This is a genomic window from Pseudomonas sp. NFACC14 (genome assembly GCF_900106885.1).
In the GTDB taxonomy this organism is placed as follows: domain Bacteria; phylum Pseudomonadota; class Gammaproteobacteria; order Pseudomonadales; family Pseudomonadaceae; genus Aquipseudomonas; species Aquipseudomonas fluorescens_AA.
On record NZ_FNOA01000008.1, the window covers coordinates 198546 to 218056 of the forward strand.

Annotated in this window: 17 protein-coding genes; 11 read left to right on the top strand and 6 right to left on the bottom strand. The window is 59.6% G+C overall.

Features of this window, described 5'->3' with window-relative positions:
- Positions 1–19 precede the first annotated feature (19 nt).
- The 4 genes from dnaN (at position 20) to gabP (ending at position 6357) form a co-directional block, all read left to right on the top strand.
- Positions 20–1123 carry a DNA polymerase III subunit beta gene (gene dnaN, locus BLU85_RS14780; RefSeq protein WP_003196145.1) on the top strand — a complete coding sequence of 368 codons (1104 nt, stop codon included), beginning with the start codon at positions 20–22 and terminating at the stop codon, positions 1121–1123.
- 7 nt (positions 1124–1130) lie between these two features.
- Positions 1131–2234, top strand: a complete 1104-nt coding sequence (gene recF, locus BLU85_RS14785; protein ID WP_003196148.1) for a DNA replication/repair protein RecF — start codon at positions 1131–1133, stop codon at positions 2232–2234.
- A gap of 5 nt (positions 2235–2239) precedes the next feature.
- Positions 2240–4657 (top strand): DNA topoisomerase (ATP-hydrolyzing) subunit B, encoded by a 2418-nt coding sequence (gene gyrB / locus BLU85_RS14790; RefSeq protein ID WP_072407669.1) that lies wholly within the window; start codon positions 2240–2242, stop codon positions 4655–4657.
- A gap of 305 nt (positions 4658–4962) precedes the next feature.
- Entirely contained in the window at positions 4963–6357 is a 1395-nt protein-coding gene (gene gabP / locus BLU85_RS14795; protein ID WP_092200174.1) for a GABA permease, read from the top strand.
- 128 nt (positions 6358–6485) lie between these two features.
- On the opposite strand, the gene BLU85_RS14800 is transcribed toward gabP, so the two are convergent.
- Complete coding sequence (locus tag BLU85_RS14800; RefSeq protein WP_092200171.1) at positions 6486–7220, bottom strand: response regulator transcription factor; 735 nt, start codon at positions 7218–7220, stop codon at positions 6486–6488.
- Positions 7221–7453: 233 nt separating this feature from the next.
- Between BLU85_RS14800 and BLU85_RS14805 the strand changes: the two genes are divergently transcribed.
- The gene (locus BLU85_RS14805) at positions 7454–8968 is read left to right on the top strand and encodes a sensor histidine kinase (protein ID WP_092200169.1); all 1515 of its coding nucleotides are present in this window, start codon (positions 7454–7456) and stop codon (positions 8966–8968) included.
- Between the two features lie 190 nt (positions 8969–9158).
- Here BLU85_RS14805 and BLU85_RS14810 read toward each other — a convergent pair whose 3' ends face one another.
- From BLU85_RS14810 to glyQ, 4 genes are all read right to left on the bottom strand, one after another.
- A complete protein-coding gene (locus tag BLU85_RS14810) occupies positions 9159–9938 on the bottom strand; it encodes a lysophospholipid acyltransferase family protein (protein WP_092200166.1) in 780 nt (259 codons plus the stop codon).
- A gap of 81 nt (positions 9939–10019) precedes the next feature.
- A complete protein-coding gene (gene gmhB, locus BLU85_RS14815; protein ID WP_060739901.1) occupies positions 10020–10553 on the bottom strand; it encodes a D-glycero-beta-D-manno-heptose 1,7-bisphosphate 7-phosphatase in 534 nt (177 codons plus the stop codon).
- 3 nt (positions 10554–10556) lie between these two features.
- The gene (gene glyS / locus BLU85_RS14820; RefSeq protein WP_092200163.1) at positions 10557–12611 is read right to left on the bottom strand and encodes a glycine--tRNA ligase subunit beta; all 2055 of its coding nucleotides are present in this window, start codon (positions 12609–12611) and stop codon (positions 10557–10559) included.
- On the bottom strand, positions 12608–13561 hold the full coding sequence (glyQ, locus tag BLU85_RS14825) for a glycine--tRNA ligase subunit alpha (protein WP_003177094.1): 954 nt from the start codon (positions 13559–13561) through the stop codon (positions 12608–12610). Before glyQ ends, glyS begins: the two co-directional genes overlap by 4 nt.
- A gap of 81 nt (positions 13562–13642) precedes the next feature.
- Here glyQ and BLU85_RS14830 point away from each other — a divergent pair, with 81 nt between their 5' ends.
- The 6 genes from BLU85_RS14830 to BLU85_RS14855 all read left to right on the top strand — a co-directional run bounded on the left by BLU85_RS14830 (position 13643) and on the right by BLU85_RS14855 (position 18826).
- A complete protein-coding gene (locus tag BLU85_RS14830) occupies positions 13643–14200 on the top strand; it encodes a DNA-3-methyladenine glycosylase I (protein WP_092200160.1) in 558 nt (185 codons plus the stop codon).
- 43 nt (positions 14201–14243) lie between these two features.
- On the top strand, positions 14244–15131 hold the full coding sequence (locus BLU85_RS14835; protein WP_092200157.1) for a lysophospholipid acyltransferase: 888 nt from the start codon (positions 14244–14246) through the stop codon (positions 15129–15131).
- Positions 15132–15487: 356 nt separating this feature from the next.
- A complete protein-coding gene (locus tag BLU85_RS14840; protein ID WP_092200154.1) occupies positions 15488–16213 on the top strand; it encodes a hypothetical protein in 726 nt (241 codons plus the stop codon).
- A 296-nt stretch (positions 16214–16509) separates the two neighbouring features.
- On the top strand, positions 16510–17193 hold the full coding sequence (locus BLU85_RS14845) for a hypothetical protein (RefSeq protein WP_256572852.1): 684 nt from the start codon (positions 16510–16512) through the stop codon (positions 17191–17193).
- 100 nt (positions 17194–17293) lie between these two features.
- A complete protein-coding gene (locus BLU85_RS14850; protein ID WP_256572851.1) occupies positions 17294–17836 on the top strand; it encodes a 3-demethoxyubiquinol 3-hydroxylase in 543 nt (180 codons plus the stop codon).
- Between the two features lie 201 nt (positions 17837–18037).
- Positions 18038–18826 (top strand): SDR family NAD(P)-dependent oxidoreductase, encoded by a 789-nt coding sequence (locus BLU85_RS14855; RefSeq protein WP_092200148.1) that lies wholly within the window; start codon positions 18038–18040, stop codon positions 18824–18826.
- A gap of 73 nt (positions 18827–18899) precedes the next feature.
- Here BLU85_RS14855 and BLU85_RS14860 read toward each other — a convergent pair whose 3' ends face one another.
- Positions 18900–19319 (bottom strand): organic hydroperoxide resistance protein, encoded by a 420-nt coding sequence (locus BLU85_RS14860; RefSeq protein ID WP_003196182.1) that lies wholly within the window; start codon positions 19317–19319, stop codon positions 18900–18902.
- Positions 19320–19511: the final 192 nt, after the last annotated feature.

Consider the following 19511-nt stretch of genomic DNA (forward strand, 5'->3'; position numbering starts at 1 on the left):
TAAGGCAAGGGACTAGACCATGCATTTCACCATTCAACGCGAAGCCCTGTTGAAACCCCTGCAACTGGTCGCAGGCGTCGTCGAACGCCGCCAGACCTTGCCGGTACTTTCCAACGTGCTGCTGGTTGTCGAAGGCCAGCAATTGTCGCTGACCGGTACCGACCTGGAAGTCGAGCTGGTCGGTCGTGTGCAACTTGAGGAACCGGCCGATCCGGGTTCCATCACCGTGCCGGCGCGCAAGCTGATGGACATCTGCAAGAGCCTGCCCAACGACGCGCTGATCGACATCAAGGTCGATGAGCAGAAGCTCGTGGTCAAGGCCGGTCGCAGCCGCTTCACCTTGTCCACGCTGCCCGCCAACGATTTCCCGACCGTTGAAGAAGGCCCGGGTTCGCTGACCTGCAGCCTGGACCAGAGCAAGTTGCGTCGCCTGATCGAACGCACCAGTTTCGCCATGGCCCAGCAGGACGTGCGTTATTACCTCAATGGCATGCTCCTGGAAGTGTCGGCCGGCGTTATCCGCGCCGTTGCCACCGACGGTCACCGCCTGGCCATGTGCTCGATGCAGGCCGATATCGGTCAGCCGGATCGCCACCAGGTGATCGTGCCGCGTAAAGGTATCCTGGAGCTGGCCCGTCTGCTGACCGAGCCTGATGGCAACGTCAGCATCGTGTTGGGCCAACACCACATCCGTGCCACCACCGGTGAGTTCACCTTCACCTCGAAGCTGGTGGACGGCAAGTTCCCAGACTACGAGCGCGTGCTGCCAAAAGGCGGTGACAAGCTGGTCCTGGGCGATCGCCAGGCCCTGCGCGAAGCCTTCAGCCGTACCGCGATCCTGTCCAACGAGAAGTACCGCGGCATTCGTCTGCAACTGGCCAACGGGCAGTTGAAGATCCAGGCGAACAACCCGGAGCAGGAAGAAGCGGAAGAAGAAGTAGGCGTTGAGTACAACGGCGGCTCCCTGGAAATCGGCTTCAACGTCAGCTACCTGCTCGACGTGCTGGGCGTGATGACCACCGAGCAAGTGCGTCTGATCCTGTCTGACTCCAACAGCAGTGCGCTGGTGCAAGAGTCCGATAACGACGATTCGGCCTACGTTGTCATGCCGATGCGTCTGTAGTCGCTAAATGTCCTTAAGTCGCGTCTCGGTCACCGCGGTGCGCAATCTGCACCCGGTGACCTTCTCCCCTTCCCCCCGCATCAATATCCTTTACGGCGCCAACGGCAGCGGCAAAACCAGCGTCCTGGAGGCCGTGCATCTGCTCGGGCTTGCCCGTTCGTTCCGCAGCACCCGTCTGCTTCCGGTCATCCAGTACGACCAACTGGCGTGTACGGTGTTCGGGCAGGTCGAACTGGCGGAGGGTGGCCATAGCGCCCTGGGGATCTCGCGGGACCGGCAAGGGGAATTCCAGATCCGCATCGATGGGCAGAACGCCCGCAGCGCTGCACAGCTGGCTGAGATCCTGCCGTTGCAGCTGATTAACCCGGACAGCTTCCGCCTTCTGGAAGGCGCGCCGAAGATTCGCCGGCAATTCCTCGACTGGGGCGTGTTCCACGTAGAACCGCGCTTCATGACGACTTGGCAACGCCTGCAGAAGGCGCTGCGCCAGCGAAACTCTTGGCTGCGACATGGTACACTTGACGCCGTTTCGCAAGCGGTTTGGGACAGGGAACTGTGCCAGGCCAGCGCTGAAATCGATGAATACCGCCGCGCTTACATCAAAGCCTTGAAACCGGTCTTCGAGCAGACCTTGAGCGAACTGGTTGAGCTTGAGGGCCTGACGCTCAGCTATTACCGAGGCTGGGACAAGGACCGGGAACTGAGCACCGTGCTGGCTGGCTCGCTGCAGCGGGACCAGCAGATGGGCCATACCCAGGCTGGACCACAACGCGCTGACTTGCGCCTCAGATTGGGCGCACATAACGCCGCGGACATCTTGTCCCGGGGGCAGCAGAAGCTAGTGGTGTGTGCCTTGCGTATCGCCCAAGGGCATCTGGTCAGCCAGGCCCGGCGCGGTCAGTGTATTTATCTGGTGGATGACTTGCCGTCCGAGCTGGACGAAGCCCACCGCCGCGCGTTGTGCCGCTTGCTGGAAGACTTACGCTGCCAGGTGTTCATCACCTGTGTAGACCACGAATTATTGAGGGAAGGCTGGCAGACGGAAACGCCAGTCGCCCTGTTCCACGTGGAACAGGGCCGTATCACCCAGACCCACGACCATCGGGAGTGAAGGCATTGAGCGAAGAAAATACGTACGACTCAACGAGCATTAAAGTGCTGAAAGGCCTGGATGCCGTACGCAAACGTCCCGGTATGTACATTGGTGACACCGACGATGGCAGCGGTCTGCACCACATGGTGTTCGAGGTGGTCGACAACTCCATCGACGAAGCCCTCGCCGGCCATTGCGACGACATCAGCATCATCATCCACCCGGATGAGTCCATCACCGTTCGCGACAACGGCCGTGGCATCCCGGTAGACGTGCACAAAGAGGAAGGCGTTTCCGCCGCCGAGGTCATCATGACCGTCCTCCACGCGGGCGGTAAGTTCGACGATAACTCCTACAAGGTCTCCGGCGGTCTGCACGGCGTAGGTGTATCGGTGGTGAACGCGCTGTCCGAACAGCTGGTTCTCACGGTGCGCCGCAGTGGCAAGATCTGGGAACAGACCTACGTCCATGGCGTGCCCCAGGCACCGATGGCGATCGTTGGCGACAGCGAGTCCACCGGCACCCAGATCCACTTCAAGGCGTCGAGCGAAACCTTCAAGAACATCCACTTCAGCTGGGACATCCTGGCCAAGCGGATTCGCGAACTGTCCTTCCTCAACTCTGGTGTCGGCATCGTCCTCAAGGACGAGCGCAGCGGCAAGGAAGAGCTGTTCAAGTACGAAGGTGGCCTGCGTGCGTTCGTTGAGTACCTGAACACCAACAAGACCCCGGTCAACCAGGTGTTCCACTTCAACATCCAGCGTGAAGACGGCATCGGCGTGGAAATCGCCCTGCAGTGGAACGACAGCTTCAACGAGAACCTGTTGTGCTTCACCAACAACATTCCGCAGCGCGACGGCGGTACCCACCTGGTGGGCTTCCGTTCGGCGCTGACCCGTAACCTGAACAACTACATCGAACAGGAAGGCCTGGCGAAGAAGCATAAAGTCGCCACGACCGGTGACGATGCTCGCGAAGGCCTGACGGCGATCATTTCGGTGAAGGTGCCGGATCCGAAGTTCAGCTCCCAGACCAAAGACAAGCTGGTGTCTTCCGAAGTGAAAACTGCGGTCGAACAGGAAATGGGCAAGTACTTCTCCGACTTCCTGCTGGAAAACCCGAACGAAGCCAAGCTGGTGGTCGGCAAGATGATCGACGCCGCCCGTGCCCGTGAAGCCGCGCGCAAGGCTCGTGAGATGACCCGCCGCAAAGGCGCGCTGGACATCGCCGGCCTGCCGGGCAAATTGGCCGACTGCCAGGAAAAGGACCCTGCCCTGTCCGAGCTGTACCTGGTGGAAGGTGACTCTGCTGGCGGTTCCGCCAAGCAGGGCCGCAACCGTCGCACCCAAGCCATCCTGCCGCTCAAGGGCAAGATCCTCAACGTCGAGAAGGCGCGCTTCGACAAGATGATTTCCTCCCAGGAAGTCGGCACCTTGATCACCGCCCTGGGCTGCGGCATTGGCCGCGAAGAGTACAACATCGACAAGTTGCGCTATCACAACATCATCATCATGACCGATGCTGACGTCGACGGTTCGCACATCCGCACCCTGCTGCTGACGTTCTTCTTCCGTCAGTTGCCGGAGCTGATCGAGCGCGGCTACATCTACATCGCCCAGCCGCCGCTGTACAAGGTCAAGAAAGGCAAGCAAGAGCAATACATCAAAGACGACGACGCCATGGAAGAGTACATGACGCAGTCGGCCCTGGAAGACGCAAGCCTGCACCTGAACGAAGACGCCCCGGGTATTTCCGGTGAAGCCCTCGAGCGCCTGGTCAACGACTTCCGTCTGGTGATGAAGACCCTCAAGCGCCTGTCGCGCCTGTACCCACAGGAACTGACCGAGCACTTCATCTACCTGCCTGCCGTGAGCCTGGAGCAATTGTCCGATCACGCAGCGATGCAGGATTGGCTGGCCCAGTACGAAGTACGCCTGCGCACCGTCGAAAAATCCGGCCTGGTCTACAAAGCCAGCCTGCGCGAAGACCGTGAGCGTAACGTCTGGCTGCCGGAGGTCGAACTGATCTCCCACGGCCTGTCGAACTACGTCACCTTCAACCGCGACTTCTTCGGCAGCAACGACTACAAGACCGTCGTATCCCTTGGCGCGCAACTGAGCACGCTGCTGGACGAAGGTGCGTACATCCAACGGGGTGAGCGCAAGAAAGCCGTGACCGAATTCAAGGAAGCCCTTGAATGGCTGATGGCGGAAAGCACCAAGCGCCACACCATCCAGCGATACAAAGGTCTGGGTGAAATGAACCCGGATCAGCTGTGGGAAACCACCATGGACCCAAGCTCGCGCCGGATGCTGAAAGTCACCATCGAAGACGCCATTGGCGCGGACCAGATCTTCAACACCCTGATGGGTGATGCGGTCGAGCCTCGTCGTGACTTCATCGAGAGCAATGCGTTGGCGGTGTCCAACCTGGATTTCTGATCCTTCTGCCGCACCCTGCTCCAGCAAAAAAGCCAACGCACATGCGTTGGCTTTTTTTTACGCTGGAAAAATACCCAATCCTTCCAAGACCCAACGGTCACGAATGGGGTAACTGGGTAACACCCTGGCATAAAGCCTTCATTGTCAATGGGTTAGGAATTGGATGAAGGCCCCGGATACCGGGGACTTTGGATTTCCTGGCGCAAAACTTGCGTGTTTAATAACTTACACATCGTTTTTTTAAATTTACAGAAAGCGATGGGTCGAGGTGGTACGAATAAATCCAAATGCCAAGGGTAGTCTCAATGAGCGGTACGCAAACTTCCGATAATCTGGCGCAAGGGCTCAAGCCCCGTCATGTGACGATGCTTTCCATAGCCGGTGTGATTGGCGCCGGTCTGTTCGTCGGCTCCGGCCATGCGATCGCAGCGGCCGGTCCGGCCGTGTTGTTGGCCTACGCTGCCGCAGGTGCCCTGGTGGTGCTGGTGATGCGGATGCTGGGCGAAATGGCGGTGGCGTCGCCGGACACGGGGTCCTTCTCGACATATGCGGACCGGGCGATTGGTCATTGGGCGGGTTTCACCATCGGCTGGCTCTACTGGTGGTTCTGGGTCCTGGTGATTCCGCTGGAGGCCAACGCCGCTGCAACGATCCTGCACGCCTGGTTCCCGAACGTGGCGATCTGGGTCTTCACATTGGTCATCACCCTGCTGCTGACGGTCACCAACCTGTTCAGTGTGAAGAATTACGGAGAGTTCGAATTCTGGTTCGCCCTGGTCAAGGTGGTGGCGATCATCGGCTTCATCGGGCTGGGTCTGATGGCGATATTCGGTGTTCTGCCAACCAGCCAGGTCAGCGGTGTTTCGCACCTGTTCGACACTCAGGGCTTCCTGCCCAACGGCATGGGCGCGGTGTTGGGAGCGATCCTGACCACCATGTTTTCGTTCATGGGCACCGAGATCGTGACCATCGCCGCAGCCGAATCGAAGAACCCAGGCCAGCAGATTTCCAAGGCAACCAACTCGGTGATCTGGCGGATTGGCTTGTTCTATCTCGTTTCCATTTTCATCGTTGTCGCCCTGGTACCATGGAACGACCCGCTCCTGGCCAGTGTTGGCTCCTACCAGACGGTGCTGGAGCGCATGGGCATCCCCAATGCCAAACTGATCGTCGATATCGTGGTCCTGGTGGCGGTCACCAGCTGCCTGAACTCGGCGTTGTACACGGCTTCGCGCATGATGTTCTCGTTGGGCAAGCGCGGTGATGCGCCGGCCGTTTCCCAGCGCACCAACAAGAGCGGCACGCCTCACTGGGCGGTGATGCTGTCGACCGGTGCGGCTTTTTTGGCGGTGTTCGCCAACTACGTGGCACCGGCGGCGGTCTTCGAATTCCTGCTGGCCAGCTCTGGCGCCATTGCGTTGCTGGTGTACCTGGTCATCGCGATTTCGCAGCTGCGTATGCGCAAACAACGCATGGCTCGCGGGGAAAAAATCGCTTTCAGCATGTGGCTGTTTCCCGGCCTGACCTACGCGGTGATTGTCTTCATCGTCGGCGCTTTGACCATCATGCTGTTCCAGGAAGCCCATCGCGTGGAGATCCTCGCGACCGGCCTGCTGAGTGTCCTGGTGGTGATATCCGGCGTGTTGGTACAGCGTCGTCGGATCGCAAAAGCAGGAAGCCTGGTACCGACGATCGGGTGATATCCATTGTGTGGCGAGGGAGCTTGCTCCCGCTCGAGTGCGAAGCGCTAATAAAAGGGGCTGCTGCGCAGCCCAGCGGGAGCAAGCTCCCTCGCCACAGAGGCCATTCAATATGAGCAGTCGGTTCCCTAACTGGCCACCGACGCCTCATTCCCCGCCACCACACTCTCCAACCGATACCCATAGCCGTAGATCGTCAGCAACTGCCAACCCCGATCCGCCGTCAGCCCGAGTTTGTTGCGCAGGCGATAGATGTGGGTGTCGAGGGGGCGGGACGAGGTCATTTCCTCGTGGGTCCAGAAGCGTTCGTAGAAGTATTCCCGGGACAGCGGCCGGCCCAGGTTGGCGAACAGGCACCGGGCCAGGCGGTATTCCCGTTCGGTCAGGCTGATGGGGATGCCGGCACGGGTGATGGTCAGCTCGGCGTCGTCGAACGCCAGGTCGTTGAACACCAGCACGTCGCTGGCGGGCGCGCGTTGCAGGTTGTGACGGCGCAGCACGGCGGTGACCCGGGCCTTGAGCTCGTTGGGCCTGAAGGGTTTGCTCACGTAGTCGTCGGCACCGCTGTTGAGGGCCTGGACGATGTCGTGCTCACCGTCGCGGCTGGTCAGCATGATGGCGGCCGGTGGCGAATCCATGTGCTCGCGGGTCCAGCGCAGCAATGAAAGCCCGCTGATGTCGGGCAGTTGCCAGTCGAGGATCAACAAGTCGAAGGTTTCCCGCCGCAGTTGTCGCAACAAGTCTTCCCCTCGTTCAAAACTGTGCAGGGTCCAGGCTTGCTCGCCTCTGCCGGGGATTTGCTGCAGCGTCTGTTCTACCCGGCGCAACTCGGCCGGTTCATCGTCCAGTATGGCGACACGCATGGAATGCGATTCCTTGATCTCGAGAGTAACGGACATCTTCAGGTGGCAATGAAAGGCAGCCAGTGGCTGATTCATTGACCTGTCGCTGGCTGCGACAATACCGGCTCGCGACACAGAGGGAAAGGCAGCAGCGCGCCACCCATCGAGTCCGTTATAGTCGTGGGCTTTCAAGCCTGTCGACTTAGGCAGGCCAGTGAGAATATCCACAGTCCTTGAGTTCGGCCAGGAGGCCTATGAGTAACCAGCGTCGCCGTGAAAGTCGTGAACCTACCCAGGTTCAGCGGTTGTTTCGACAGTTGGTGCGGGAGTGGTTGTGGATAAGTCTGCTGCTGTTGCCGCTGACGGCCTTGTTGTCATTGAGCAGCCAATCCACAGGTCATTCAGGCGCCGCGTTGCTGTCGGTATGCCTGGTGGGTTGTGTGTTGGGCTTGCTGCTGTTGCGCCCGCGCCTTGCCCTGTGGACAACGGTGGGTGGTATGAGCCTGGCCCTGTTGATCAGCGCCATGCTGGGCGCGCGAGGGTGGTGGTGGTCGCCCATGGCGAGTGTGCTGGGGATCATGTTCGGCTACCTGATCTGGAACTGGCGACGGCTGAGCGTGGTGTTGGCCTACTTCGGTTGGGAACTGGCACGCCTGGACGCCGAGCCCAAGGTCTTCCCGGAGCGTCGCCGCGCCTCCTACACCGGTAGTGACCGTTTACAGGGTCAGATCATGGCCTTGGAACAAGCCATGAGCCGAACCCGCGACACCCGGCGCTTCATTGCCGACGGCCTGGAATACTTGCCGGTGGCAACCATGATCAGCGATCCCCACGGCAAGCTGCTGCTGGGTAATCGAAAGGCCCGCGAGCTGTTCGGCCATGGGCTGGCGGGCGGCGATGTGCTGGAGCACCTTGGGCAACTGGGTTATCCGGGGCTGGAGCACGGGGCGCATCACCGCTTATCCACATTGCCCCTGGTGGAGTTTCGCGACATTCGCGAGCGTAGCTTGCGCCTGGAACGGGCTGCGCTGTTGCCGGTGGATGGCGATGCGCCGATTGGCTGGTTGCTGAGCCTCACGGACCTGAGCGCCGAACGTGAGGCGGAAGAGCAGCGCAGTGTCATGCTGCGGTTCCTCTCCCATGACTTGCGCGCCCCTCACTCGGCAATCCTTGCGCTGCTCGATGTGCAGCGACATCAGGCCGGTGGCGATCATCCACTGTTCGACCAGATCGAACGCCAGGTACGGCGGGCCCTGGACCTGACCGAGGGTTTCGTACAGCTGGCCAAGGCCGAATCCGAGGCCTATCAATTCCAGCCGACGCTGTTCGCCATGCTGGTGTTGGACGTGCTCGATCAGGCGCTGCCCATCGCCCAGGCAAAGCGTATCCAGTTGGTTCACGAAATAGAGGATGAAGACGCTATGGTGAGGGCGGATCAATCGTTATTGACCCGTGCCCTGTTCAATCTGCTGGAAAATGCCATCAAGTACAGCCCCCCCGACGCCTGCATTTCCCTGCAGGTTCATTGCATCTCGGGTTGGTTGATCTGCAATGTCGCCGACCAAGGCAAGGGCATCAGCGCCGAAGAACTGCCGGACCTGTTCAGTCAGTACCGACGGTTTTCCTCGGCCCACGGGGTCGATGGAATTGGCCTGGGATTATCGATGGTCAAGGCGGTGGTTGACCATCACGAGGGGAAAATCGAGTGTTGTAGCGTGGTGGGTAAAGGCACGACGTTCAGCCTGCGCTTCCCGTTATTGGAAGGTTGAGAAGATCGCAGCCTTCGGCAACTCCTACAGGATGTACCCAATCCCCGAAGGCTGGGATTTTTTGCTGCTATAAAAACTTATGCACCTGAACGTGGATTTTATGTGTTTAGGAAATATGTATAAAAAACATATGGTTACTACATAAAAGCAACGGATTTCGAAAAAACGGTACACAGGTTATCCACAGATCTCAAACAGCGGCTTGTTCCGTGGAGACTTCCGCGACAGGGCCTGGAGGAAGCGAGCCCATCTCCCGTTGTGCCTGTTCATTCCAGGCCTGTACGCGGTCATTGAGCTCGGCGATGGCGCGGGGGCCAGTGCCTTCGGCATACATCGGCGCGCCGATCACCACGGTGATGACGCCTGGTGTTCTGATCCAACCTGCCTTGGGCCAGAATTTGCCGGCATTGTGTGCAATCGGCAGCACCGGCAGGTTCGCGTTCACCGCCAATGCGGAACCGCTGCGGGAAAACTTGCCAATCGTCCCGTAAGGAACACGGGTGCCCTCGGGGAAGATCAGCACCCAGGTGTTGTCCTTGAGCAGTTCGTCGCCCTTTTTCGCCACTTGCTTGAGCGCCACTTTGGGATTGTCGCGATCGATGGCGATCGGGCGCAGCATGGCCATGGCCCAGCCAAAGAACGGTACGAACAGCAGCTCACGCTTGAGGACCTGACTCAACGGCTCGAAATAGGCCGAGAGAAAGAACGTCTCCCAGGTGCTCTGGTGGTTGGACTGGATCACGCAGGGCCGGTCCGGCACGTTCTCGGCACCCTTCACTTCATAGCGGATGCCCAGGAATACCTTGCTCAGCCACAGTGCGCAACGGCACCAGTACACATTGATGAAACGATAGCGCGCCTTGAACGACATGAACGGCGCGATAAAAAAACTCAGGGTGCACCACAGCAAGGAGCTGGTGCCCAGCAGCAGGTAAAAGAGAAAGCTTCTGATGGCCTGCAATATCGACATAGCGGCGTTTACCGTTGCGGGCAATGCCCGCCTTGTTCAAGCGCTTCCCGAACAGTCCTTGATCAGGTTGTCTTGGGAGCTCTAATTGTGGATAAGTTCAGCGGCAATCGCCGCCAGGTCGTCAAAAATCAAGGTGCCCACCGGCAGGGTCTTGCCCAGGGTCTTCTCGCCTTTCCCGGTCTTTACCAAAACTGGCTGACAATCGACGGCCTTGGCCGCCTCCAGGTCACCGAGACTGTCACCGACAAACCACACACCTGCCAAGGCCACATCGTAATGCGCGGCAATGGTTTTCAACATGCCCGGCTTGGGCTTGCGGCAATCGCAGCCGTCGTCCGGCCCATGCGGGCAATAGACGATCAAGCCGACTTCCCCGCCCTGTTCCGCCACCAGGGCGCGCAGGCGCTCATGCATGGCGTCCAGGACGGTGAGGTCATAATAACCGCGGGCAATGCCCGACTGGTTGGTGGCGACCGCCACCGTCCAGCCGGCCTTGCTCAACTGCGCGATGGCTTCGATCGAACCGGGCAGCGGCAACCACTCCTCCACCGATTTGATGTAAGCGTCGGAGTCGTGATTGATCACTCCGTCCCGATCGAGAATCAGCAGTTTCAAGCGTTACCCCAGCAACGAAATATCGGCGACGCCGAGGAACAGCCCACGCAGACGCGCCAGCAGCGCGTAACGGTTGGCCCGTACTTTGGCATCTTCGGCGTTGACCATCACCGCCTCGAAAAACGCATCCACCGGTTCGCGCAGTGCCGCCAGGCGTGCCAGGGTTTCGCTGTACTGACGCGCCGCCGCCATTGGCTGGACCGCCTGGTCCGCCTGCTGGATCGCCGAGTACAGGGAAAACTCGTTGGCGTTGTCGAAGTACTTGGCTTCGACGGTGGCCGCGATGTTGCCTTCGGCCTTGCCCAACAGGTTCGATACCCGCTTGTTCACCGCTGCCAGCGCGGCGGCTTCCGGTAATTTGCGGAAGGCCTGCACCGCTTGTACGCGCTGGTCGAAGTCCAGGGCCGAACCCGGTTTCAGGGCTCGTACCGACAGGTAGGTGGCGACGTCGACGCCTTCATCTTCATAACGCGCACGCAGGCGGTCGAAGATGAATTCCAGCACCGCATCGGCCAGGCCGGCAGCCTTGACCTTGCCACCGAACGCGTTGACGGCGAACGCCACGGCGTCGTTCAGGTCCAGGTCCAATTGCTTGTCGATCAGGATCCGCAACACGCCCAGGGCCGCACGACGCAAGGCATACGGGTCTTTGCTGCCGGTGGGCAGCATGCCGATGCCGAAGATGCCAACCAGGGTGTCGAGCTTGTCGGCGATCGCCACGGCCGCACCGGTCAGGGTGGTTGGCAGCTCAGCGCCGGCACCGCGGGGCATGTACTGCTCGTTCAGCGCCAGGGCCACGTCCTGCGGCTCGCCATCGTTGAGGGCGTAGTAGTAACCGGCCACGCCTTGCATCTCCGGGAACTCACCGACCATCTCGGTGGACAGGTCGCATTTGGACAGGATGCCGGCACGGGCCGCACGCTGGGCGTCGCCGCCGATGCGTGGGGCGATGAACGCCGCCAGTTTCGAAACGCGCTCGGCCTTGTCGTAGACGCTGCCGAGTTTTTCCTGGAACACCACGTTGCGCAGGCGCTCGTTGAAGCTTTCCAGGGGCTGTTTCTTGTCTTGCTTGAAGAAGAACTCGGCATCGGTCAGGCGCGGGCGAACGACTTTTTCGTTACCGGCGATGATCTGCTGCGGGTCCCTGCTTTCGATGTTGGCAACCGTGATGAAGCGCGGCAGCAACTTGCCTTCGGCGTCCAGCAGGCAGAAGTACTTCTGGTTGTCCTGCATGGTGGTGATCAGTGCTTCCTGCGGCACTTCGAGGAAGCGTTCCTCGAACGAGCACACCAGCGGCACTGGCCATTCCACCAGCGCGGTCACTTCGTCCAGCAGGTTGGCCGGCACGATGGCGGTGCCTTCCTGCAGGGTGGCCAGCTCTTCGGTGCGCTTGCTGATCAGCTCGCGCCGCTCGTTGGCGTCGGCCAGTACGTAGGCGGCACGCAGGTCGGCCAGGTAGTTGGCCGGCGAGGTGATGCGCACGTTCTGGGGATGATGGAAGCGGTGACCGCGGGAGTCGCGACCGGCCTTCTGGGCCAGGATCGTGCAATCGATGACCTGGTCACCGAGCAACATCACCAGCCATTGGGTTGGACGTACGAATTCTTCCTTGCGCGCGGCCCAGCGCATGCGCTTGGGGATCGGCAAGTCATTGAGGGAGTCTTCGACGATGGTCGGCAACAGGCTGGCGGTCGGCTTGCCCTTGATGCTCTGGCTGTAGCGCAGCTTCGGACCGCTCTGGTCGATTTCGCTCAGGTCCACGCCGCACTTCTTGGCGAAGCCCAGGGCGGCCTGGGTCGGGTTGCCGTCGGCATCGAACGCGGCCTGGCGTGGCGGGCCGTCGAGGTTGATGCTGCGGTCCGGCTGTTGGGTCGCCAGGGCGGTGATCAGCACGGCCAGGCGGCGCGGCGCGGCGTACACCTGTTTGGCTTCGTAGCTCAGGCCGGCGGCTTGCAGGCCTTTGTCGATACCGGCCAGGAACGCATCGGCCAGGGTGTTCAGGGCTTTGGGTGGCAGTTCTTCGGTGCCCAGTTCAACCAGAAAATCTTGAGCACTCATTGTGCAGCCTCCAGCTTAGCCAACACTTCATCACGCAGGTCCGGGGTCGCCATCGGGAAGCCCAGCTTGGCACGGGCCAGCAGGTAGGCTTGCGCAACGGAACGCGCCAGGGTACGTACACGCAGGATGTATTGCTGGCGCGCGGTCACGGAAATCGCCCGGCGTGCATCCAGCAGGTTGAAGGTATGGGACGCCTTCAACACCATTTCATAGCTCGGCAACGGCAGCGGCTGATCCAGCTCGATCAGGCGCTTGGCTTCGCTCTCGTAGAAATCGAACAGCTCGAACAGCTTCTCGACGTTGGCGTGTTCGAAGTTGTAGGTCGACTGCTCCACTTCGTTCTGGTGGAACACGTCGCCATAGGTCACTTTGCCGAACGGGCCGTCGGCCCACACCAGGTCGTAGACCGAATCCACGCCCTGCAGGTACATCGCCAGGCGTTCCAGGCCGTAGGTGATCTCGCCGGTGACCGGGTAGCACTCGATGCCGCCCGCCTGCTGGAAGTAGGTGAACTGGGTCACTTCCATGCCGTTGAGCCAGACTTCCCAGCCCAGGCCCCAGGCGCCCAGGGTCGGCGATTCCCAGTTGTCTTCGACGAAACGAATGTCGTGCACCAACGGGTCGAGGCCGACGTGCTTGAGGGAGCCCAGATACAGTTCCTGGAAGTTTTCCGGGTTCGGCTTCAGGACCACCTGGAACTGGTAGTAGTGCTGCAGGCGGTTCGGGTTTTCGCCGTAGCGGCCGTCAGTCGGGCGGCGGCTGGGCTGCACATAAGCGGCGTTCCAGGTTTCCGGGCCGATGGCACGCAGAAACGTGGCAGTGTGGAAAGTGCCGGCGCCTACTTCCATATCGTAGGGCTGAAGTACCACGCAACCTTGCTCGGCCCAGTATTGCTGGAGGGCGAGGATCAAGTCTTGGAAGGTACGCACGGCTGGCGTAGGCTGGCTCACGAAATTCACCTGTTTCTTGGGCTGCGATTTAAAGAGCGGGAGTATACCCGATTCGTTCGTGCGCACGCCCCCTGGAGCCTTATGCCACGCTGCTTTTGGTGTTCTGACGATCCGTTGTACATGGCTTATCACGATCAGGAGTGGGGCACGCCGCTGCGCGATGCGCAGGGTTTGTTCGAGTTGCTTTTGCTCGAAGGGTTCCAGGCCGGGCTGTCCTGGATCACCGTTTTGCGCAAACGCGAGCGCTACCGGGAAGTGTTGTACGGCTTCGATGTGCAGCGCGTGGCGCAGATGAGCGACGCGGAAATCGATGAGCTGATGCTCGACCCGGGCATCATCCGCAACCGCCTCAAGCTCAAGGCCGCCCGTCGCAATGCCCAGGCCTGGCTGGCGCTGGAAGATCCGGTGGCGTTCCTCTGGTCGTTCGTGGACGGCAAACCCATCATCAACCATTTCAAGGACCGCAGCGAAGTGCCGGCCATCACGCCCGAGGCACTGGCGATGAGCAAAGGTTTGAAAAAAGCCGGGTTCACTTTCGTCGGGCCGACCATTTGCTACGCCTTGATGCAGGCCTCGGGCATGGTCATGGACCACACCCAGGACTGCGACCGCTACGCCGAGTTGGTAAACGGCGGTTAGAATAGCCGGCTCGCAACACGGCCCATACATTCAGGAGTGACCTGTGGATAAGTTGAAAGGCGCCTTGCTGGTCGGCGCTCTGCGGTTGTTTGCGCTGCTGCCCTGGCGAGCGGTGCAGGCGGTGGGCTCGGCGATTGGCTGGCTCATGTGGAAATTTCCCAACCGTTCCCGCGACGTGGTGCGGATCAACCTCGCCAAGTGCTTTCCCGAGATGGACCCGGCCGAGCGCGAACGCCTGGTGGGCCAGAGCCTCAAGGACATCGGCAAATCCCTGACCGAAAGCGCCTGCGCCTGGATCTGGCCGGCCCAGCGCTCCATCGACCTGGTGCGCGAAGTCGAAGGCCTGGAGGTGCTGAAAGAAGCCCTGGCCTCCGGTAAAGGCGTGGTGGGTATCACCAGCCACCTGGGCAACTGGGAAGTGCTCAACCACTTTTATTGCAGCCAGTGCAAACCGATCATTTTCTACCGCCCGCCCAAACTCAAGGCGGTGGATGAATTGCTGCAAAAGCAACGTGTGCAACTGGGCAACAAAGTCGCGGCCTCCACCAAGGAAGGCATCCTCAGCGTCATCAAGGAAGTGCGCAAGGGCGGCCAGGTGGGCATCCCCGCCGACCCGGAACCGGCCGAATCCGCCGGCATCTTCGTGCCCTTCTTCGCCACCCAGGCCCTGACCAGCAAATTCGTGCCGAACATGCTCGCCGGCGGCAAGGCGGTCGGCGTCTTCCTTCACGCCCTGCGCCTGCCGGACGGCTCCGGCTACAAAGTCATCCTCGAAGCCGCGCCAGAGGCCATGTACAGCACCGACACCGAAACCGCCTGCGCCGCCATGAGCCAAGTGGTGGAGCGCTACGTGCGGGCCTACCCGAGCCAGTACATGTGGAGCATGAAACGCTTCAAGAAGCGCCCGCCGGGCGAGGCGCGGTGGTACTGAGTTGCTTCATATGAGCGGGGGTTTGGGATTTGTGGTGAATGCAGGATCTGTGAGCACCCAAGTCCCTATGTGGGAGTCCCTATGTGGGAGCCGAGTTTGCTCGCGATGACGACGGCACACTCGCCATCGCTGCAAGCAGACCCACCGCTATCGCGAGCAAGCTCGCTCCCACCGTTTGCCGGGCTGTTTACAGACATTGCCTCCAACATAAATTCCTGTGGGAGCGAGTTTGCTCGTGATAGCGCCCTAACAGCCGCCACATAACTAACGGACCTCACCCCACGCCATCTCTCATCCTAAAGCTCGGTCCCCGGCTGTCGATAACCCGATGTATCCGCCAATCATGGACCGATGAAATGGAACTCTCCCTTAGCGCTGCCTCTATTGCACCCGCCAACACCCACCTCACCCGCTCCGATCAGACGTTGGTCACTCATCCACCAACAGGCTCTGTAAAAGAACTGGCAAGCGCTGGCCCAGCGGCCATCTACCATCCCAGTGAAGAAACCCAGACCGTGGAGCAACCGCTGGTGGCCATTACCACCTGGGTCGGTCGCTCCCAATCGCCAGATTTTCCTCGCTATGTCGCGATCACCGAGAGCGCGAAAAACACGTTGAAAACCTCCTTCGAGGCATTCCAGTCACAGCTGTCGGCGACCCACCCGGATTTGGCCAGCAAGAAATACGGCTTCACCGTCGAGGCCGATGGCAAGCTGAAAGTGCTCAACACCGCCGGGCAGCTCAGCACCTCGGAGACCCAGCGCCTCACCGATCTGCTCAATGAATCCAATGACTTGAAAACCGCAGCCAGCGCCTTCCGCGACGCTTCCATCGACATGGTGGATGCCGACTCGCCCTGGTCTGGCAGCTACCTGGGCCGCTACAACCTGACCAAGGAAAACTTCGCCAGCACCATCGACCTGGCACCGCTGCTCAAGCGCTCCGGCTCGGTGCCGCCCCAGGAGTTTTCGGACGGGCTGTTCTTCAATCAACTGGCGCACAAAGGCGAACTGGCGACCCAAGAGACGGAAGCCGCGATGCTTGAACGGCGTGCTGCGCAGCGATTCAGCGCGCAGGCCTGAATGACGAGGGAGTTTGCTGCCGAAATCCAATACAACTGCAACGAGCGCTCTAACCCTGACCATTTATCTGGAATTCTGCGGGTCTGTAAGTTCTTAAGGTAGCCACGCCGCCCTACCTGGCCCCTAATAACTTCGTCGACCCCTTTCCTGCGCGACGATCATGCTGCGTTGAAAACAGGCTCGGAATGCTCATTTACAACCAGTAAACTCCGCTTCCTCGCCTGTTTTCGCCTTGCCTGATCGCCGCTCGGCGACTTTTCGTACAAGCCCTGGGTGGCAAGATGCAAGGAAGCGCAGTGAAGACAGTTGTCACGATGGTTCTATCTTTGGGGTTATGCGGCTGCGTTTTCGATTCTCGCAGCTCTGCGCCGGCACTCTGGACAGATGGCATCATGCTGGAGCAGAAGAAGGCCACCGTGGATGATCAACACGCCAAAGTGATCATGCAGGCATTTGGCGATGTGGCCTATCCAATAGATTTTGAAGTGGTCCGAGGCAATGACCCGGATACACGCCCGGATCAACTCGGAACAGTGGTCGAACCGTTTCACAGTAAAGCCGGTGGATGGTTCAACCGTCTTAACAGCGCGGTCTTCAAGCATTTTCCCCAGTTGGAAATGCAGGCTGATCCTGGCCAGACTTTGCAAGTGGTCGGGTCATCGACGATCAGTCGTCAGATTCCGGCACCGGGTTATCGGACGCTTTACAACGAAGACCACGTTTTCAACCAGTCGAAGAACAAGTACGAGAAAAAGGTAAACGCCAATCCGACGGTCTCGTCGTATTACAGCTGTGGGCCGATCGCTATTACCTTTATTCCCGAGAAGCAAAAAGTCTATTTGGTGGAGTTCGTCTTTGTTGATCGGGGCGAAGGGTGTGAACTTCAGGTCTATGACATCACGCGACCCGAACTACGTGCTCCAGTCGTTGCCATCAAAGGAACGCAGCCTTCGTCTGGCAAATCGTACCGCTACCCCTAGGTTCTGTAAGAGCCTGCTTGACGGCGCCCAGTGAGTTTCTTTCAGCCCCTGATCCAATGACCGGCTAAAAGCCCATCCACTCGAACAAGGCAAGTCCATTGTGAATGCACCAGACGTCCTGGCGAACGAAACAGACCTCGGCAATTGCATGATGAAGGTTGACCATGCAGGTGAGCATGGCGCGATCTGTATCTACAGCGGTCAGTTGACCATGGCCCGGCTTTTCTTCCCGGATATGGTGGGTGAGCTCAGGGAGTTTCTTTCCCACGAGCGCCGTCACCGGGCCGTCTTCTTCGCGGAACTGCAACGTCGCAACTATCCCCGCTGCCGCAGTTACTGGCTGTGCGGGATGGGCGGCTTGGCGTTGGGACTGATCACTGGCCTCTGCGGCCGTAAAGCCATTCTTGCCACCACCGTCGCGGTTGAAAGTGTGGTGCTTAAACACCTGGCCCACCAACTTCAGGTTCTGGGCGATATCGATCCGCACGCAGTGGCGGCCATCGCTTCGATCGTGGAAGAAGAACAACACCATCATGACCATTCGGCAGCGCAGATTGATGCAAACGATCCTTGGTTCAGAGCGCTGGCACCGATGGTGATCGCTTGGACTGAAGCCGTGATATGGATGGGTATGCGTTCTTAGCAAAGGCGCAAAGATCGACTGGCCTTCCCCCACCAGCAAGTAGATAGACGACTGCTCCCTTCTGAGCGAAAGCGGTCAGCCGTTAATGCCCACAAGGAGGCGCAAAGTCTAAATCGCGTCCATGATTAAGCCCTTGGTCGAACGACCGTCAGCCAAAAACATCGCACAGCCCTCTGGTCCATGACTCAAGGAGTTCCTCCCATGAAAATCGACTTCACTGGCCGTCACGTTTTAGTCACCGGTTCCACCAGCGGCATCGGTTTTGCCACCGCCAAAGGCTTCCTCGAAGCCGGTGCCAACGTGGTCCTCAATGGCCGCAGCGACAGCAGCGTGCAGGATGCGTTGCAGCGCCTGGGCGGCCTCGCTTCCAAAGCCGAAGGCTTTGTTGGCGACCTCAGCAACGAGGCAGGCTGCCAGGCACTGATCGCCAAATACCCCAGCTTCGATATCGTCATCAACAACCTGGGCATTTTCAAACAACAAGACTTTTTCGAAACGCCGGACAGCGAATGGCAGCGCTTCTTCGAAACCAACGTGATGTCGGGTGTGCGGGTTTCCAGGGCTTACGCGCAAGGCATGGTCGAGCGCGGTTGGGGACGGATCGTGTTTATCTCGTCGGAATCGGGCGTGAACATTCCTGCCGACATGATCCATTACGGCTTCACCAAGACCGCCCAACTGTCCATCGCTCGCGGCCTGGCCAAGCGCCTCGCCGGCACGGGCGTGACGGTGAACTCGGTGTTGCCTGGGCCGACGCTTTCCGAAGGGGTTGCCCAGATGCTCCAGGCAGATGTGGAGCGCAGCGGGGAAAGCCTGGAAAAGGTGGCGGCGGATTTCGTCAACCAGCACCGCAGCACCTCGATCATCCAGCGCGCGGCGCGCGTCGAGGAGGTCGCCAACATGATTATCTACGCCAGCTCGGAGCAGGCCTCGGCCACCACGGGGGCGGCGTTGCGTGTTGATGGGGGTGTGGTGGATAGCATCGTTTAGGAACCTGTGACGCAAAAAAACGCCGCTTCCTCATGAGAGATAAGCGGCGTTTTTTATTCGTGGGTGAAGTGAGTTAGACGGTGACGTGCAATCGGACGTCAACGTTGCCGCGTGTCGCGTTGGAGTACGGGCAAACCTGGTGAGCCGCGTCGACCAGCGCCTGAGCATCGGCTTGATCCAGACCTGGCAGGTTGATGTGCAAGTCGATGTCCAGACCGAAACCGCCAGGGATCTGGCCGATGCCAACGTGTGCGGTGATCGAAGCGTCGGCAGGAATGCTGCGTTTGCTCTGGCTGGCGACAAACTTCAGTGCACCGATGAAGCAGGCCGAGTAGCCGGCAGCGAATAGCTGCTCAGGGTTGGTGGCTTCACCACCGGCACCACCCAAGGCTTTTGGCGTGGCCAGTTTTACGTCGAGAATCTTGTCGCTGGAAACAGCACGGCCATCACGGCCACCGGTGGAAGTTGCGACTGCGGTATAGAGAACGTTCATGGTGTTTCCTCTTGCTGAATGGGCTGATCGAGTATTTGTTTTGATTTGCGCTAAATGTTTGTGCGCTAATCAGTTGAGATAAAATTAACGCTCAAATACTTTGCGCGCAAGATAAATTTTCAAGAAATGATCAACCTTTAATTAACAGATTGATATTAAAAGGAAATTATTTTCAGTACAGGGCAAGAACAC

Bases quoted from the DNA above. Each gene is read 5' to 3' on its own strand.
- dnaN (WP_003196145.1), top strand. From the start codon at position 20: ATGCATTTCACCATTCAACGCGAAGCCCTGTTGAAACCCCTGCAACTG.
- glyS (WP_092200163.1), bottom strand. From the start codon at position 12,611: ATGAGTGCTCAAGATTTTCTGGTTGAACTGGGCACCGAAGAACTGCCA.
- BLU85_RS14860 (WP_003196182.1), bottom strand. From the start codon at position 19,319: ATGAACGTTCTCTATACCGCAGTCGCAACTTCCACCGGTGGCCGTGAT.
- BLU85_RS14855 (WP_092200148.1), top strand. From the start codon at position 18,038: ATGAAAATCGACTTCACTGGCCGTCACGTTTTAGTCACCGGTTCCACC.
- BLU85_RS14840 (WP_092200154.1), top strand. From the start codon at position 15,488: ATGGAACTCTCCCTTAGCGCTGCCTCTATTGCACCCGCCAACACCCAC.
- recF (WP_003196148.1), top strand. From the start codon at position 1,131: ATGTCCTTAAGTCGCGTCTCGGTCACCGCGGTGCGCAATCTGCACCCG.
- BLU85_RS14805 (WP_092200169.1), top strand. From the start codon at position 7,454: ATGAGTAACCAGCGTCGCCGTGAAAGTCGTGAACCTACCCAGGTTCAG.
- BLU85_RS14830 (WP_092200160.1), top strand. From the start codon at position 13,643: ATGCCACGCTGCTTTTGGTGTTCTGACGATCCGTTGTACATGGCTTAT.
- BLU85_RS14810 (WP_092200166.1), bottom strand. From the start codon at position 9,938: ATGTCGATATTGCAGGCCATCAGAAGCTTTCTCTTTTACCTGCTGCTG.
- BLU85_RS14800 (WP_092200171.1), bottom strand. From the start codon at position 7,220: ATGCGTGTCGCCATACTGGACGATGAACCGGCCGAGTTGCGCCGGGTA.
- gabP (WP_092200174.1), top strand. From the start codon at position 4,963: ATGAGCGGTACGCAAACTTCCGATAATCTGGCGCAAGGGCTCAAGCCC.